General features: G+C 66.1%; 13 protein-coding genes, 1 tRNA gene and 1 pseudogene. All 15 read left to right on the top strand.

Features of this window, described 5'->3' with window-relative positions:
• Window positions 1-84 precede the first annotated feature (84 nt).
• The 15 genes and pseudogenes from AC2JAJ_RS01565 to AC2JAJ_RS01495 all read left to right on the top strand — a co-directional run bounded on the left by AC2JAJ_RS01565 (window position 85) and on the right by AC2JAJ_RS01495 (window position 15,133).
• The gene (locus AC2JAJ_RS01565; protein ID WP_501053316.1) at window positions 85-822 is read left to right on the top strand and encodes a VTT domain-containing protein; all 738 of its coding nucleotides are present in this window, start codon (window positions 85-87) and stop codon (window positions 820-822) included.
• Window positions 823-889: 67 nt separating this feature from the next.
• On the top strand, window positions 890-2,023 hold the full coding sequence (locus AC2JAJ_RS01560) for an adenosine deaminase (RefSeq protein ID WP_501053315.1): 1,134 nt from the start codon (window positions 890-892) through the stop codon (window positions 2,021-2,023).
• A 61-nt stretch (window positions 2,024-2,084) separates the two neighbouring features.
• Window positions 2,085-2,657, top strand: a complete 573-nt coding sequence (locus AC2JAJ_RS01555) for a MazG nucleotide pyrophosphohydrolase domain-containing protein (protein ID WP_486416757.1) — start codon at window positions 2,085-2,087, stop codon at window positions 2,655-2,657.
• Window positions 2,658-2,775: 118 nt separating this feature from the next.
• A complete protein-coding gene (eno, locus tag AC2JAJ_RS01550) occupies window positions 2,776-4,056 on the top strand; it encodes a phosphopyruvate hydratase (RefSeq protein ID WP_221384009.1) in 1,281 nt (426 codons plus the stop codon).
• A gap of 124 nt (window positions 4,057-4,180) precedes the next feature.
• Window positions 4,181-4,858: an FtsB family cell division protein gene (locus tag AC2JAJ_RS01545; protein ID WP_486414541.1), complete on the top strand. Its 678-nt coding sequence runs from the start codon at window positions 4,181-4,183 to the stop codon at window positions 4,856-4,858.
• A gap of 27 nt (window positions 4,859-4,885) precedes the next feature.
• Window positions 4,886-5,556 (top strand): annotated as a pseudogene (locus AC2JAJ_RS01540) (DUF501 domain-containing protein).
• Window positions 5,553-6,500, top strand: a complete 948-nt coding sequence (locus AC2JAJ_RS01535) for a Ppx/GppA phosphatase family protein (RefSeq protein WP_486416758.1) — start codon at window positions 5,553-5,555, stop codon at window positions 6,498-6,500. The pseudogene AC2JAJ_RS01540 and the gene AC2JAJ_RS01535 overlap by 4 nt, the downstream one beginning before the upstream one ends.
• A 15-nt stretch (window positions 6,501-6,515) precedes the next feature.
• Window positions 6,516-7,892 carry a S8 family serine peptidase gene (locus AC2JAJ_RS01530; protein WP_501053469.1) on the top strand — a complete coding sequence of 459 codons (1,377 nt, stop codon included), beginning with the start codon at window positions 6,516-6,518 and terminating at the stop codon, window positions 7,890-7,892.
• 59 nt (window positions 7,893-7,951) lie between these two features.
• Window positions 7,952-9,418 (top strand): NAD(P)/FAD-dependent oxidoreductase, encoded by a 1,467-nt coding sequence (locus AC2JAJ_RS01525; protein WP_486414543.1) that lies wholly within the window; start codon window positions 7,952-7,954, stop codon window positions 9,416-9,418.
• A 111-nt stretch (window positions 9,419-9,529) separates the two neighbouring features.
• A tRNA-Leu gene (locus AC2JAJ_RS01520) sits at window positions 9,530-9,603 on the top strand.
• Window positions 9,604-9,847: 244 nt separating this feature from the next.
• The gene (locus AC2JAJ_RS01515) at window positions 9,848-11,080 is read left to right on the top strand and encodes a branched-chain amino acid ABC transporter substrate-binding protein (protein WP_486414544.1); all 1,233 of its coding nucleotides are present in this window, start codon (window positions 9,848-9,850) and stop codon (window positions 11,078-11,080) included.
• 154 nt (window positions 11,081-11,234) lie between these two features.
• A complete protein-coding gene (locus AC2JAJ_RS01510; protein WP_486414545.1) occupies window positions 11,235-12,242 on the top strand; it encodes a branched-chain amino acid ABC transporter permease in 1,008 nt (335 codons plus the stop codon).
• The gene (locus AC2JAJ_RS01505) at window positions 12,239-13,486 is read left to right on the top strand and encodes an ABC transporter permease subunit (RefSeq protein WP_501053314.1); all 1,248 of its coding nucleotides are present in this window, start codon (window positions 12,239-12,241) and stop codon (window positions 13,484-13,486) included. The genes AC2JAJ_RS01510 and AC2JAJ_RS01505 overlap by 4 nt, the downstream gene beginning before the upstream one ends.
• The gene (locus tag AC2JAJ_RS01500) at window positions 13,483-14,433 is read left to right on the top strand and encodes an ABC transporter ATP-binding protein (RefSeq protein WP_260323084.1); all 951 of its coding nucleotides are present in this window, start codon (window positions 13,483-13,485) and stop codon (window positions 14,431-14,433) included. The genes AC2JAJ_RS01505 and AC2JAJ_RS01500 overlap by 4 nt, the downstream gene beginning before the upstream one ends.
• A complete protein-coding gene (locus tag AC2JAJ_RS01495) occupies window positions 14,420-15,133 on the top strand; it encodes an ABC transporter ATP-binding protein (RefSeq protein ID WP_221384000.1) in 714 nt (237 codons plus the stop codon). The genes AC2JAJ_RS01500 and AC2JAJ_RS01495 overlap by 14 nt, the downstream gene beginning before the upstream one ends.
• The last annotated feature ends 52 nt before the right edge of the window (window positions 15,134-15,185 follow it).

Raw genomic sequence — 15,185 nt, 5'->3', positions numbered from 1 at the left:
CCCCCGCATGGGACACTTAGGAACGATTTTCCGCTATGGCTGTGACACATTGGCTGTGTCATTTTTGTACAGGAGCAACACCGCGTGGAGTTTATTAATGAGGCCGTGCTCCATGCAGCGGGCCAGTGGTGGATTTACCCCGTGCTGTTGGTGTTCTTCTTCGTGGACGGTTTCGCCATGGTGGTGCCCAGCGAAACGCTGATCGTGGCGCTCGCGGCATTTTCCCGGCACAGCGGCGAACCCAATCTGTGGATCCTTGGCTTCACCGCCCTCGTGGGGGCCATCTGCGGCGACAACACGGCGTTCATGCTGGGGCGCAGGATCGGCCTGGAACGCTGGAAGTGGATGCGCCGGCCCAAGGTCCGGAAGGTCTTTGGCTGGGCCCGGTACGAACTGGACAAACGCGGTGCCGTGCTGATTTTCACCGCCCGCTACATCCCCTGGGGCCGCGTGGCAGTGAACTACGTGGCGGGCAGCACCGGTTTCCCGCACCGCAGGTTCTTCGTGCTTGACGCCGCCGCCTGCCTCACCTGGGTGGGCTACTCCATCGGCATCGGCCTGCTGGCCAGCTCGTTCCCCTGGCTGCACAACAACCCCCTGCTCAGCGCCGGCATCGCCGTCGTCTTCGCCATCGTGCTGGGAGTCGTCATTGACCACCTGCTGCGCTGGTGGCACAAACGCCTGGGCCGCCATGACGCCCCCGAAGACCCCGACACGGACGGATGGGCGGACGGCTCCTCCGCCGGGGGCGGCCCGGAAGGCCGTTCCGGAACGGTGTCGCTGGTGGTGCCCGCCGCCGAGGCCGGCCCCACGGCCAATTAGCGGCTGGCTTTGAACGGCTGGCATTGGACGGCTGGCTTTGGACACGGGCCCACCCTAAGGTGGGAACGTGACTGAGCCTATTGTTGACGCCGCCCCTGCCATCGATTTTGACCTGAAGAACCTGCCCAAGGTTTCCCTTCACGACCACCTGGACGGCGGACTCCGGCCGGCCACCATCATCGAACTGGCTGAGGCCGTCGGCCACACGCTCCCGTCCACGGATCCGGTGGCCCTTGGGCAGTGGTTCCGTGAGTCCGCGGACTCGGGCTCCCTGGTGCGCTACCTCGAGACATTCGACCACACCGTCGCCGTCATGCAGACCCACGAAGGCCTCTTCCGGGTGGCCAAGGAATTCGTCGAGGACCTGGCGGACGACGGCGTGGTGTACGGCGAAGTGCGCTGGGCGCCGGAGCAGCACCTGCAGAAGGGGCTCACCCTCGACGAGGTAGTGGAAGCCGTCCAGGAAGGCCTGGAAGCCGGCGTCGAGGCTGTGGGGGAGAGCGGCCGCGAGATCCAGGTGGGCCAGCTCATCACGGCGATGCGTCATGCGGACCGCGGCCAGGAGATCGCCGAGCTCGCCGTCCGCCACCGCAACAAGGGCGCCGTTGGCTTCGACATCGCCGGGGCAGAGGACGGGTTCCTGCCTTCCCGGTTCCGGGACGCATTCACCTACCTCGCCCAGCACAACTTCCCCGCCACTGTCCACGCCGGTGAAGCGGCGGGCCTGGAGAGCATCCAGTCCGCCCTGGTGGACGGGCGCGCCCTGAGGCTGGGCCACGGCGTCCGCATCGCCGAGGACATCATGGTGGAATTCGACGACGACGAGGCCGGCGAAACCGTGGGTCTGGTGACCCTGGGCGACCTCTCCAGCTGGGTCCGCGACCGCGGCATCCCGCTGGAAATCTGCCCGTCTTCCAACCTCCAGACCGGCGCGATCGCCGGCTTCGGCGAAGGCATCGAAAGCCACCCGCTGGACATGCTCTACCAGCTGGGCTTCAACGTCACCATCAACACCGACAACCGGCTGATGAGCGGCGTTACCCTCACGGACGAGTTCAACCTGCTGGTGGAAACCTTCGACTACGACCTCGACGACCTGCTGGAGCTGACCCTGAACGCGGCAGAGGCCTCCTTCCTGCCCCTGGAGGAAAAGGAAGCGCTGGTGGAGTACATCAACGACTCCTACGCCAACCTTGGCTGACCAGGCACCCATCGAACGCCTGGTCGCGGTCCTCGCGCAATTGCGCGAGCACTGCCCCTGGATGGGCGCGCTGACCCACGCCTCCCTGGTGGAGTACCTCCTCGAGGAAGCCTACGAAGTCGCCGAAACCATCGAGGAAGGCCACCCCGACGCCGAACTCCAGGCTGAGCTGGGCGACGTCCTGCTCCAAGTGGTGCTGCATGCCCGGCTCGCCCAGGAGCGGGGTGCCTTCACGTTCGACGACGTGGCGCGCGGCCTGGCTGCCAAGATGGTCCGCCGCAACCCGCACGTGTTCCGGCCTGACGGCACCCTGCAGGACAGCTTCCCCGCCACGGTGGCGGAGATCGAGCAGAAGTGGGATGCCGTCAAACGGACCGAGAAACCGCACCGGACAGATCCCTTCGAGGGGATCCCGCAGGCGCTCCCGGCGCTGGCCAGGGCACAGAAGTCACTGGACCGGGCCCAGCGCGCGGGGCTCGGGCTGCCCGCGGGGGTTCCCGTCCCCGGAAGCGAGGAAGAGCTCGGCGAGCTGCTGCTCGCCGTCGTACGTTCCGCCCGGGACGGCGGCATGGACGCCGAGCGCGCGCTGCGGGCCGCCATTCTCCGGTACCAGTCCGACGCCGCACCATCATGACGCCGGGGCCTGGACAGGTTTCCGTAACCCGCACCACTCTCGACTACGCTTGTCCGTGACGAGTACGTCGAGTTTTTCTGCCACATCCCCCCGTTAATCGCCCATAAGGAGCAAATTCATGGCGCTTATCGATGCCATCCACGCCCGCGAAATCCTCGATTCCCGCGGCAACCCGACCGTTGAGGTCGAGGTCCTGCTTTCGGACGGCCAGATTGGCCGCGCAGCAGTTCCCTCCGGTGCATCCACCGGCGAACACGAGGCCGTTGAACTGCGCGACGGCGACAAGGGCCGTTACCTCGGCAAGGGTGTCCAGAAGGCCGTCGACGCCGTCATCGACCAGATCGCCCCCGCCCTGACCGGCTTCGACGCCACCGACCAGCGCAGCATCGACCAGGCCATGCTAGACCTGGACGGCACCCCCAACAAGGGCAAGCTCGGCGCCAACGCCATCCTCGGTGTGTCCCTGGCCGTCGCCAACGCAGCCGCAGCCTCCGCTGACCTGCCGCTCTACAAGTACCTCGGCGGCCCCAACGCGCACGTCCTGCCCGTGCCGCTGATGAACATCCTCAACGGTGGCTCCCACGCCGACTCCGACGTCGACATCCAGGAATTTATGATCGCCCCGATCGGCGCCGAGACCTTCTCCGAGGGCCTGCGCTGGGGCGTCGAGGTCTACCACAACCTCAAGTCCGTGCTCAAGGAACAGGGCCTGTCCACCGGCCTCGGCGACGAAGGCGGCTTCGCCCCGAACCTGCCGTCCAACCGCGCAGCCCTGGACCTCATCACCGAAGCCATCAAGAACGCCGGCTACACCCCGGGCAAGGACATCGCCCTGGCCCTGGACGTCGCCTCCTCCGAGTTCTACAAGGACGGCGCCTACCAGTTCGAGGGCAAGGCCCTGTCCGCCAGCGAGATGAGCGCCTACTACGCCGAGCTCGTGGCCGACTACCCGCTGGTATCCATCGAGGACCCGCTGGACGAGAACGACTGGGAGGGCTGGAAGACCCTCACCGACGCCATCGGCGACAAGGTCCAGCTGGTGGGCGACGACCTGTTCGTCACCAACCCCTCCATCCTGCAGCGCGGCATCGACACCAAGACCGCCAACTCGCTGCTGGTCAAGGTCAACCAGATCGGTTCCCTGACCGAGACCCTGGATGCTGTCAGCCTGGCCCAGCGTGCCGGCTACACCACCATCACCTCGCACCGCTCCGGCGAGACCGAGGACACCACCATCGCCGACATCTCGGTGGCCACCAACGCCGGCCAGATCAAGACCGGTGCCCCGGCCCGCTCCGAGCGCGTCGCCAAGTACAACCAGCTGCTGCGCATCGAAGAGGAACTCGATGACGCCGCACGCTACGCCGGCCGCAGCGCGTTCCCGCGTTTCAAGGGCTAGTAGCCGCGTAATACCTTCAGCGGTGGCTATGGTTGGAAGACCATAGCCACCGCTGTCGTTTCCGGCAGCATCAGTCCCAGCCCAGATTTTTGGCGGCCCAGGCAGGCTGCGTTTCAGGAGTGTCATGGCTACCCGCCGTCCCAAAGTTCCCAAGGCCGCCCCCCACCGTTCTGCCGGGGAATCCGCCGAGGGCGCCGACGTCATCCGCGCCCACTTCGGCCCGGGCAAGGAACGCGCGGCAGGAGAATCCAAGGAACGCGCGGGGGAATCACGGGGTGCTGCTGCGGAAAAGCCGACGGCGGCCCGGCCGACGGCGGGGCAGGCCAAGGCTGCGCGCAGCACCGGCAAGCGAAGCAGCAAGGGGAGCAGCGTCGCGGGCGGTACCCCCGCCGGCGAGGACGAAGCGCCGCAGCCCGTTCCGGCGAAGGCCTTCTCGGGGCGGATGCTGGCGCTGGCCGTGGTCATGATTGCCATCACCATCATGCTCGCGCCCACGGTCAAGGTCTTCTTCGACAAGAAGGCGGAAATTGACGCCCTGAACGCCGATATCGCCGCACGCCAGGCCGAAGGTGACGTCCTCCGGCAGCAGGTCTCCCGCTGGCAGGACCCCAACTACGTGAAGCAGCAGGCCCGCGACCGCATTAACATGGTTATGCCGGGCGAAACCGGCTACTGGGTCTTCGGCGGCGATTTGCCGGCCGGAGAAAGCAGTAGCCCCACCGGCGCAGCAGCACAAGACCCCGCCGATCTGCCGTGGGTGGATTCCCTGTGGGAGTCCATCAGGCGCGCGGCCACAGACTGAACCGCACAGGAAGGACGGCCCGCGACAGTGGAAGACAACACGGCAGCCGCCCGGGACGAATCCCGCCAACCAACAGCACGCGACCTTGAAGTACTGAGCCGGCAACTGGGGCGTCCCGTCCGCGATGTCGTGGAGATTCCGGCGCGCTGCGTTTGCGGCAACCCGCTGGTCGCCGCCACGGCACCCCGGCTCAGCAACGGCACGCCGTTCCCCACAACCTTCTACCTGACGCACCCTGTCATCACCTCCGCCGTTTCCCGGCTGGAAGCCGCAGGCGTCATGAATGACATGAACGACCAGCTCGCGGCCGATTCGGTCCTTGCCGCGGCCTACCGCTCCGCCCATGGGGAATACCTCGCCGCCCGGGAAGCGATCGGCCGGCGTTCGGGCATCGGCCCCGTTCCGGAGATCGACGGCGTCTCGGCCGGCGGGATGCCCACCCGCGTCAAATGCCTGCACGTGCTGGTGGGCCATTCCCTGGCGGCCGGCAGCGGCGTCAACCCGCTGGGCGACAGGGCGCTGGAACTGATCAGCGAATGGTGGACTGCCGACAAGTGCTACTGCGACGGAGCATGGGACACCACCGGCGAGGCCCCCTCCAGGGACCTCAGCCGGCACGGGCCCCAGGGCCTGCCGGACATCGTTGGCAGGCCGGCTCCGTGCGGAAGCCTGCCGGCTCCGGCAAGGCGGCCGAGTGACCCGCGTCGCCGCCATCGACTGCGGCACCAATTCCATCCGGCTCCTGATCGCGGACATCGACCGCAGCAAGGGCAGCACCGCCCTGACCGACGTCGTGCGGGAGATGCGCGTCGTGCGCCTGGGCCAGGGCGTGGACGCCACCGGCGAACTTGCGCCCGAAGCACTGGAACGGACCTTCGCGGCCACCGCCGACTATGCCCGCCTGATCCGGGAACACGGCGTAACGAAGGTCCGGTTCGTGGCAACTTCCGCCAGCCGCGATGCCCGCAACCGCGACGTCTTCGTGGCCGGAATCAGGGACCTGCTGGGAGTGGAGCCGGAAGTCATCTCCGGCGACGAAGAAGCCGCGCTGTCCTTCGCCGGGGCCAGCAGCGTGCTGCCCATCCTCGACGGCCACGAAGTGCTGGTGGTCGACCTCGGCGGAGGGAGCACCGAGTTCGTGCTCGGCACCGCCGCCGGCGTGACGGCGGCAAAATCCGTGGACATTGGCTGCGTGCGGCTGACGGAACGGCACCTGCGGGACGATCCTCCCACTGCCGAACAGATCTCCGCAGCAGAAGCGGACGTCGACGCCGCCATTGCCCGCGCCGGACGCGACGTGCCGCTGGAACGCGCCACCGCCGTCGTCGGTGTTGCCGGGTCCATCACCACCATCACAGCGCACGCGCTCCGCCTGCCGGAATACCGCCCTGACGTCATCCATGGCGCCGAACTCCCCATTGATGAGGTGCGGGCCGCCGCCACCGACCTGCTGACCATGAGCCGGGACAAACGCGCCGCGCTGCCCTACATGCATCCCGGAAGGGTGGATGTCATCGGCGCCGGGGGACTGGTGTGGCGCCGGATCCTGGAACGCGTGGGTGCGCTCAGCGGCGGGAGGATCACTGCCGCCACCGCAAGCGAGCACGACATCCTCGACGGCATTGCGCTGAGTATCGGCTAACCGGATGCAGACAACATCACTGGCACCGACAGTCCTCCGCCGGCTGGGGCCGGCCTGCTGGCCCTGCTGCTGGCTGCCTGCACCCTGTGCGCCGGCCTGTTCACCGCTCCCCAGGCCAGGGCGGACGAATGGCGGGACAAGGAGTACTGGCTGGCCGATTCGGGCATCACCAAGGCCTGGGAAGTGTCCAAGGGCGCGAACGTCAAGGTGGCGGTCATCGACAGCGGCGTCGATGCCCAGCACCCGGACCTGAAGGGCGCGGTCAGCGGCGGCTACGACGCCTCCGGCTCCGGCCAGCCCGACGGGCAGAAGAGCGTTGGTTCCAAGCCCGAGCACGGGACGCTCGTCGCCACCATGCTGGCCGGCCGCGGCCACCAGCCTGCCAACGCCACTCCCAGCCCCAGTCCGGGCCCCTCCGCCCCGCTGCCGGACGGCATCATGGGGGTGGCCCCGGAGGCGCAGATCCTGTCCGTATCCACCTGGCTCGGCTCGCCCAACCCCGCCGGCAAAAGCGACCAGGACCAAATCCCGGAAGCCGTCCGCTGGGCCGTGGACAACGGCGCCAAAGTCATCAACATATCGCTCGGCAGCACCACACCCCAGTGGCCGCAGAGCTGGGACGCCGCCTTCCTCTATGCCGAGCAGAAGGACGTGGTAATCGTCGCCGCTGCCGGCAACCGGGTGGGTGGCAACACGCAGGTGGGCGCTCCGGCCACCATTCCCGGCGTGCTCACCGTGGCAGGACTGGACCGCAAGAACGTGGCAAGCGTGGACGCGTCCTCCCAGGGAATCAGCATTGGCGTTGCCGCGCCTGCCGAGAACCTGGTGGGCGGCCTTCCGGGCGGCAGCTACGCCGAATGGGCCGGAACCTCGGGGTCCACCCCCATCGTGGCCGGCGTGGCCGCGTTGATCCGTTCCAAGTGGCCGGACATGACTGCCGAACAGGTGATCAACCGGATCGTTTCGACGGCTAAGGATGCCGGTGCACCGGGCAAGGACCCGCTGTACGGCTACGGCATCCTCAACGCCGAAGCCGCACTCAAAGCCGACGTCCCCGAGGTGGCAACAAACCCGCTGGGTTCCATCGCCGAATGGATCCGCGTCCACAGGCGGGGCAACCCCGCGGCTCCGGCAACCCCGCAGCCCGCGCCCACCCAGGTGCCAAGCGCTGCACCCACGCTGCCGGAAGCAACCGTTCCCGCTGCCAAGGCTCCCTCCCAGCGGGACAGTGCCGTCGGCGCCGCCGTCGTGATCGGTTTTGCCATCCTGTTCGTGGCCATCATCGCAGCGGCCGCCGTCCAGCTCCGCCGGGCCGCACGGAACCCGGCCCTCGCCCGCGAAGACCCCGATACGGGAGTAGTGGAAAGGGTCGATTCCCGCCGTAATCCCTAGGTTACGCACGAGGGCCAGAGGCTAGTGAAGATTTTCACAAACTCCTGTATCCTTAAATCATGGCAACCACCCCACAGCTCCAGGACCGTCCCCGGGTACTCGTCGTCGGCGGCGGGTACGTCGGCCTGTACGTAGCACTGAAACTGCAGAAGAAGATCGCGAACGCCGGTGGCATCGTCACCGTCGTCGATCCGCTGCCCTACATGACTTACCAGCCCTTCCTTCCCGAGGTGGCCGGCGGCAACATCGAAGCCCGCCACGCTGTGGTGTCCCACCGCCAGCACCTCAAGCAGACGGAACTGATCCAGGGCCGCGTCACCTCCATCGACCACGTCAACCGCACTGCTGTCGTGGCTCCGGCCGACGGCGGCGAGAACTTCGAGGTTCCCTACTTCGACGTCGTCCTTGCGGCCGGCGCCATCACCCGCACCTTCCCCATCAAGGGGCTTGCGGACAAGGGCATCGGCCTGAAGACCATCGAGGAAGCCGTTGCGCTGCGCAACAAGCTCCTGGAGCGCATTGAGGTTGCCTCCACCATGACCGACCCCGTTGCCCGCGCCCGGGCCCTCACCTTCGTGGTGGTCGGCGGCGGCTTCGCCGGCATCGAGTGCATCACCGAGATGGAAGACCTCGCCCGCGCCGCCGTGCGCAACAACCCGCGCATCAAGCAGGAGGAAGTCCGCTTCGTCCTGGTCGAAGCCATGGGCCGCATCATGCCCGAGGTCACCGCGAAGCAGGCCGACTGGGTGGTTGAGCACCTGCGCAGCCGCGGCATCGAGGTCCTCCTGAACACCTCCCTGGACAGCGCAGAGGGCACCCTCAAGCTGATCAACCTCCCGGACAAGACCCCCGCGCAGGAATTCGAGGCCGACACCCTGGTGTGGACGGCCGGCGTGCAGGCCAACCCGATGGTCCGCTCCACCGACTTCCCGCTCGAACCCCGCGGCCGCGTCCGCGTCCTGCCCGACCTCCGCATTGCCGGAGACGAGGGCATCGTGGAGAACGCCTGGGCCGCCGGAGACATCGCCGCCGTTCCCGACCTCACCGGCAAGGGCCTGCCGGACGGCACCTGCGTCCCGAACGCCCAGCACGCCCTTCGCCAGGCCAAGCGCCTCGCCAAGAACCTGTGGGCGTCGCGCTGGGACAAGCCGCTGGCCGACTACAAGCACAAGAACCTCGGTGCCGTGGCCGGATTCGGTGAATGGAAGGGCGTTGCCAACATCAACCTCCTCGGCCGCATCGGCCTCAAGGGGCCGCTCGCCTGGCTGGCACACCGCGGCTACCACGGCATGGCGATGCCTACCTTCGAGCGCAAGTTCCGCGTGATCTTCAACTGGATCATCAGCTTCTTCGCCGGACGCGACACCACCCAGCTGCTGGACCTGGACAACCCGCGCGGTGCCTTCGTGGCCGCAGCCACCCCGGCTCCGAAGCCCGCTGCCGCCCCGGCGGCCGTCCCGGCCGGCGGCTCCGGTTCAACGGCTGCTGCCGCGCCGAAGGAAACGGTGCCTGCCAACGCCAAGTAGCCATCACTGCAGGTGCCATCAGACGTACGACGGCGGCCGGTCCCTTTTTGGGGGCCGGCCGCCGTCGGCGTTTCCAGCCCGGGCCCCTTGGACAGGTACCATTGACCCGGCGCCCCAGTAGCCCAATTGGCAGAGGCATCGGACTTAAAATCCGCGTGTTGTGGGTTCGAGTCCCACCTGGGGTACATCGCGGCAAGAGCCCTCAAGGGGCCCGCCGCCCGGAAGCCGCCTGCGATGCAGGCGGCTTCCGGCATTTAATTCCACATAGGAAACGACTGTTATAAGGCTGTGACCTCAGTCACTTAGTTTCCCTGCTGTCTATGCACTAGCTTGAAGCTAAATCAGGAACACCTGGTTTCACCATGGGCGCCGAGGCGCCCCTACGTTTCCGCATACGCATCGCATGGCCCTGTTTCGGAAGGCAGACACATGTACCGAAAGAAAGTCCTCACCTCGTTGGCGGCAGCAGCCACAGTCAGCATGCTGTTTTCGGCCTGCGCCAACCCGTCGGGTCCCAGCACCGGCGAGAGCTCGGGCGCGTCCAACAAGGTGAACATCCCTGCCATCTCGAAAGTGGACGTCCCGTCCGGCGCGGTGAAGCCGGCCGGCGACGGCAAGGCAACCTGCCCTGCCAGCACCACGATCGCCTACGCCGGAGCGCAGACCGGCCCCAACGCCCAGCTCGGCGTCAACATCTTCAACGGCATCCAGCTGGCCATCGACCAGCACAACAAGGCCAACCCCGGCTGCCAGGTCCAGTTCAAGAAGTTCGATACCGAAGGCGACCCGAACAAGGCCACCGGCCCGGTCACCCAGATGGTCAGCGAGACGGACATCATCGGCGTCATCGGCCTCCCGTTCTCGGGTGAATCCAAGGCCACGGGCAACATCTTCGAGCAGAAGGGACTGGTCCACATCACGCCGTCTGCAACCAACCCGAGCCTCACCGAGAACGGCTGGACCACCTTCTTCCGGGGCCTCGGCAACGACGCCGTCCAGGGCCCTGCAGCCGCCAAGTTCCTTACCGGCAAGCTCGGGGCCAAGAAGGTGTACCTGGTCCAGGACGACTCCGACTACGGCATCGGCCTGGGAACCTCCACATCGGCCGGCCTGGGCAGCGCCCTGACAGGTACGGAAAAGGTGACCACCGGCCAGAAGGATTTCTCGGCTGTCATTTCCAAGATCATGAACGCCAAGGCCGACGCAGTGTACTACGCCGGCTACTACGCAGAGGGTGCGCCGTTTGCCCAGCAGCTTGTGGGCAAGGGCTTCACCGGCACGTTCGTGGGCCCCGACGGCGTGAAGGATGACCAGTTCATCAAGCAGGCAGGCGACGCTTCGAACAACGCCTACTTCACCTGCCCGTGCCTCCCGGGTGAACTGATCCCCGATTTCGCCTCGGCCTACAAGGAAGTCTCCAAGGGCGCGGAGCCCGGTACCTACTCCATCGAGGGCTACGACGCCGCCACCGTCCTCCTGTCCGGTATTGATGCGGGCAAGCAGAGCCGCGCGGACCTGCTCTCCTGGGTCAAGAACTATGACAAGGACGGGCTGAGCAAGCACTACAAGTGGGATGCCAAGGGCGAGCTCCAGGCCCCAACGGTGTACGGCTACAAGGTGGAGAACGGAAAGATCGTTCCCGTCGGCCCGATCGGGGAGTAGCCGAAACGGCGGGAATCGGCTGTGGGGGCCAGCATCAGCAGGCCCCCACAGCCTTTTCTTCGCTCGGCAGCAGCCCGTGACCAAACCAGGTCAATAGACATAAGTCCCACGGCCGGGCCCACAAGGCCGCGTGCAACTGGATCAGGATGTTCCCATGCTTCCCTCTCTTGTCCCACTACTCCCGACGGAAAACGACTGGATCACCTTCGACGTCCCCTCGCTGGCCGAGAACTTCTGGAGTGCCACCTTTGACGGCCTCACCTTCGGGGCCATTTACGCTCTCGTAGCGCTGGGCTACACGCTGGTTTACGGTGTGCTCAACCTGATCAACTTCGCCCACTCGGAAGTGTTCATCGTCGGCTGCTACGCAGTCTTCTTCACCCTCAGCGGCCTTGGCTTCGGTCCATCGGTTCCCAGGCTGGACATTTGGGCCATCATTCTCAACCTGCTGCTGGCGCTTGTCCTGGCCATGGTTGCCTCGGCCGTGACAGCCTTCCTGCTGGAGCGCATTGCCTACAAGCCGCTCCGTAACAGGAACGCCCCCCGCCTGGTGTTCCTGATTACCGCCATCGGTGCGTCGTTCACCATCCAGTACCTCATCTACCTGTGGCGCGGACCCAGCCCCGAACTGGCGCTGACGATGTTCCGGCCCACCCCCATCTTCGACGTCTTCGGCACCATCATCGATTCGCAGCAACTGGTGATCATCATCGCCGCAGTCATCATGATGGTGGGCATCGACCGGTTCATCAGCAAGTCACGCACCGGCCGCGGCATCCGCGCTGTCGCCCAGGATCCGGACACGGCAACGTTGATGGGCGTCAACAAAGAGCGCATCATTATTACCACCTTCGTCATCGGAGGCCTGCTCGCGGGAGCCGCCGCCTTGTTCTACGTCATGAAAATCCCGTCCGGTGTCCAGTACAGCGGTGGGTTCGTCCTGGGTATCAAGGCGTTCGCGGCGGCGGTGCTCGGTGGCATCGGCAACGTTCGTGGCGCGTTGCTCGGCGGCCTGCTGCTCGGCCTGATCGGCAACTACGGGCAGATCCTGCTGGGCAACTCCCAGTGGACCGACGTCGTCGCGTTCGTGGTGCTGGTCCTCGTGCTGCTGCTGCGGCCGGAAGGCATCCTCGGAACCTCCCTTGGAAGGAGCAAAGCATGAGCATGACGGATGGCCCCACGCCGCTGCAGACCGCTGCAGCCGAGCAGGCAGCAGAGGACCGCGAAGCCTCGTCGAAGGCCGCGGGAAGAAGCGACCTGCGCGAGCGGGGGAAACGCAAGCCCGGATACTTCTCCGACCGCTGGCACGCATTGTCCCGCCAGCAGCAGTGGGCTTTTTTGGTGATCGTTGTAGTACTGGCCTACCTGCTCCCGCTGATCAACCCGCCGATCATCACCACCGAGCCGGGAAACAACTTCGCCCTGGCCTGCTTCGACATGGCACGCTTTGCGCTGATCGCCGTCGGTCTGAATGTCGTGGTGGGCTACGCCGGGCTCCTGGACCTGGGGTACGTTGCCTTCTTTGCGGTGGGTTCCTATGTTGCCGCCATGCTGACCAGCCCGGATTCGCCCTACCTCCACATCCCGTACCTCTGGACGCTTCCTTTGGCCATGGCGGTCACCATGTTCTTCGGCGTCATGCTGGGCGTGCCCACCCTGCGCCTCAGGGGCGACTACCTCGCCATCGTGACGCTTGGCTTCGGCGAGATCATCCGCATCCTGGCCACGATCATCCCCGCCATGAAGGGCCAGGTTGGCTTCCAGAACGTCGGCCACCCGCCGGGTACCGAGGCTGACGGCACGCCCATCTTTTCCAACTCCAACGGCGTGCCCTGGTACTGGCTGACGCTGACCATCATCATCATCGTTACCCTCCTGGTGGGCAACCTGGAACGAAGCCGGGTGGGCCGGGCCTGGATCGCCATCCGCGAGGACGAGGACGCCGCCGAAATCATGGGTGTTCCCACCTTCAAGTACAAGGTGTGGGCCTTCGCCATTGGCGCCGCCATCGGTGGCCTCTCCGGCGCTCTTTTCGCCGGGCAGGTCGGGTTCGTCAACAACCAGAAGTTCGACGTCACCACCTCCATCCTGTTCCTCGCAGCCGTCGTGCTGGGCGGCGCAGGCAACAAGGTAGGCGCCATCCTTGGCGGGGCCCTGGTCAGCTACATTCCGCTCAGGTTCACGGCCATTGCCGAGTACAAGTACCTGATCTTCGGCATCGCGCTGGTGCTGATCATGATCTTCCGGTCCCAGGGCCTGCTTCCTGCCCGACAACGGTTGCTCGCCTACGGCCGGACGGCCCTGAACAAGGTCACCAACCGGGACGCCATGGAACCCAAAGACACGGACAAGCCGCCGGCGGGCACGGATTCCCGCGCGGCCGGCGAGAGAGGGGCGGAGGCATGAGCTCCGAGGAAAGGCACGCCGGGTCCAGCAGCGTGGAGGAACAGCCGGCGCAGGAGACCCCGGGGACACCTGTCGCCCCTGAGCTGGACATGGAAGCCCTGGCGGAAGCCGGGGTGGACCAGGAACTGGCCGAGAAGGTGGCGCCCGACCGCGACATCGCGGTCAAAGTCGGCGACAACATCGTGGAGGTGCAGAACCTGACCATCAAGTTCGGCGGCCTCGTGGCCCTGGACAATATCAGTTTCAACATCAAGCGCGGAGAGATCCTGGGGCTTATCGGCCCCAACGGTGCGGGAAAGACCACCTGCTTCAACGCCATGACGGGTGTCTACAAACCCACCAGCGGCAAAGTGGTGCTGGAGGGCCAGGTCCTGAACGGCATCAAGCAGCACAAGATCACGCGCCTGGGCCTGTCGCGCACGTTCCAGAACATTCGGCTGTTCGGCGAGATGACCGCGCTGGAGAATGTGGTGGTGGGCCTGGATGCCCGGCACCGCACCAGTGTGGGCGGGGCTTTGCTTCGCCTGCCCACGCACATCCGGGAAGAAAAGTCGGCCATTGAGCGCGGGATGGCGCTGCTGGATTTTGTGGGGATCGGCAGCCATGCGCATGTGCTGTCCCGCCAGCTGCCGTACGGTTACCAGCGGCGGCTGGAGATCGCCCGGGCGCTGGCCACCGATCCCAAGGTGCTGTGCCTTGACGAACCTGCGGCCGGCTTCAACCCCGCGGAGAAAGAGGAGCTCATGGCCCTCATCCGCACCATCAGGGATGAGGGCTACACCGTGCTGCTGATTGAGCACGACATGAAGCTCGTCATGGGAGTGACGGACCGGATCGTGGTGCTGGAATTCGGCAAGAAGATCGCGGACGGACTGCCCCGTGAAATCCGTGAAGACCCGCGTGTTATTGCCGCCTACCTGGGAGAGCCCGAAGATGACGTTGCTTGAACTCAAAGGAGTGTCCGTCCACTACGGCCGCATCCAGGCCCTGCGGGACATGTCCTTCACGGTCAATGAGGGGGAAGTGGTGGCCCTGATCGGGGCCAACGGCGCGGGCAAGACCACCACCATGCGGACCATCTCCGGACTGCTCAACTGCTCGGAAGGCACGATCACCTTCGCCGGCCAGGACATCACAAAGATGAAGGCACACATCCGGGTGGTCCACGGGATCTCCCAGGCACCGGAGGGACGCGGCATCTTCCCGGGCATGACCGTCATGGAAAACCTGGATATGGGAACTTTTGGCCGCAAGGACAGGAGCGGCGTAGCCAAGGACCTGGAGCGCGTCTTCGACCTGTTTCCCCGGCTGAAGGAACGCGAAAAGCAGTTCGGCGGCACCATGTCCGGTGGCGAGCAGCAGATGCTGGCCATTGGCCGGGCGTTGATGTCCAACCCGAAGCTGCTGCTGCTCGATGAGCCATCCATGGGGCTGGCGCCGCAGTTCATCCGCCAGATCTTCAAGATCATCAAGGAGATCAACAACCAGGGCACCACTGTCCTGATGGTGGAGCAGAACGCCAACCAGGCGCTGGCCGGAGCCCACCGGGCATTCGTGCTGGAGACCGGCGAGATCACGCACAGCGGCACCGGCAAGGAACTCCTGGAGGATCCCGCCGTGAAGGAGGCCTACCTGGGCGTCGGGTAGGGCGCCGGGCGCCGGGCGCCGGGCTCCGGGCAGCCGCCCGGCCCCGGCCGGG

This window comes from Arthrobacter sp. MOO21 (assembly GCF_057369995.2).
This window is presented reverse-complemented; position numbering and strand designations above follow the sequence as displayed.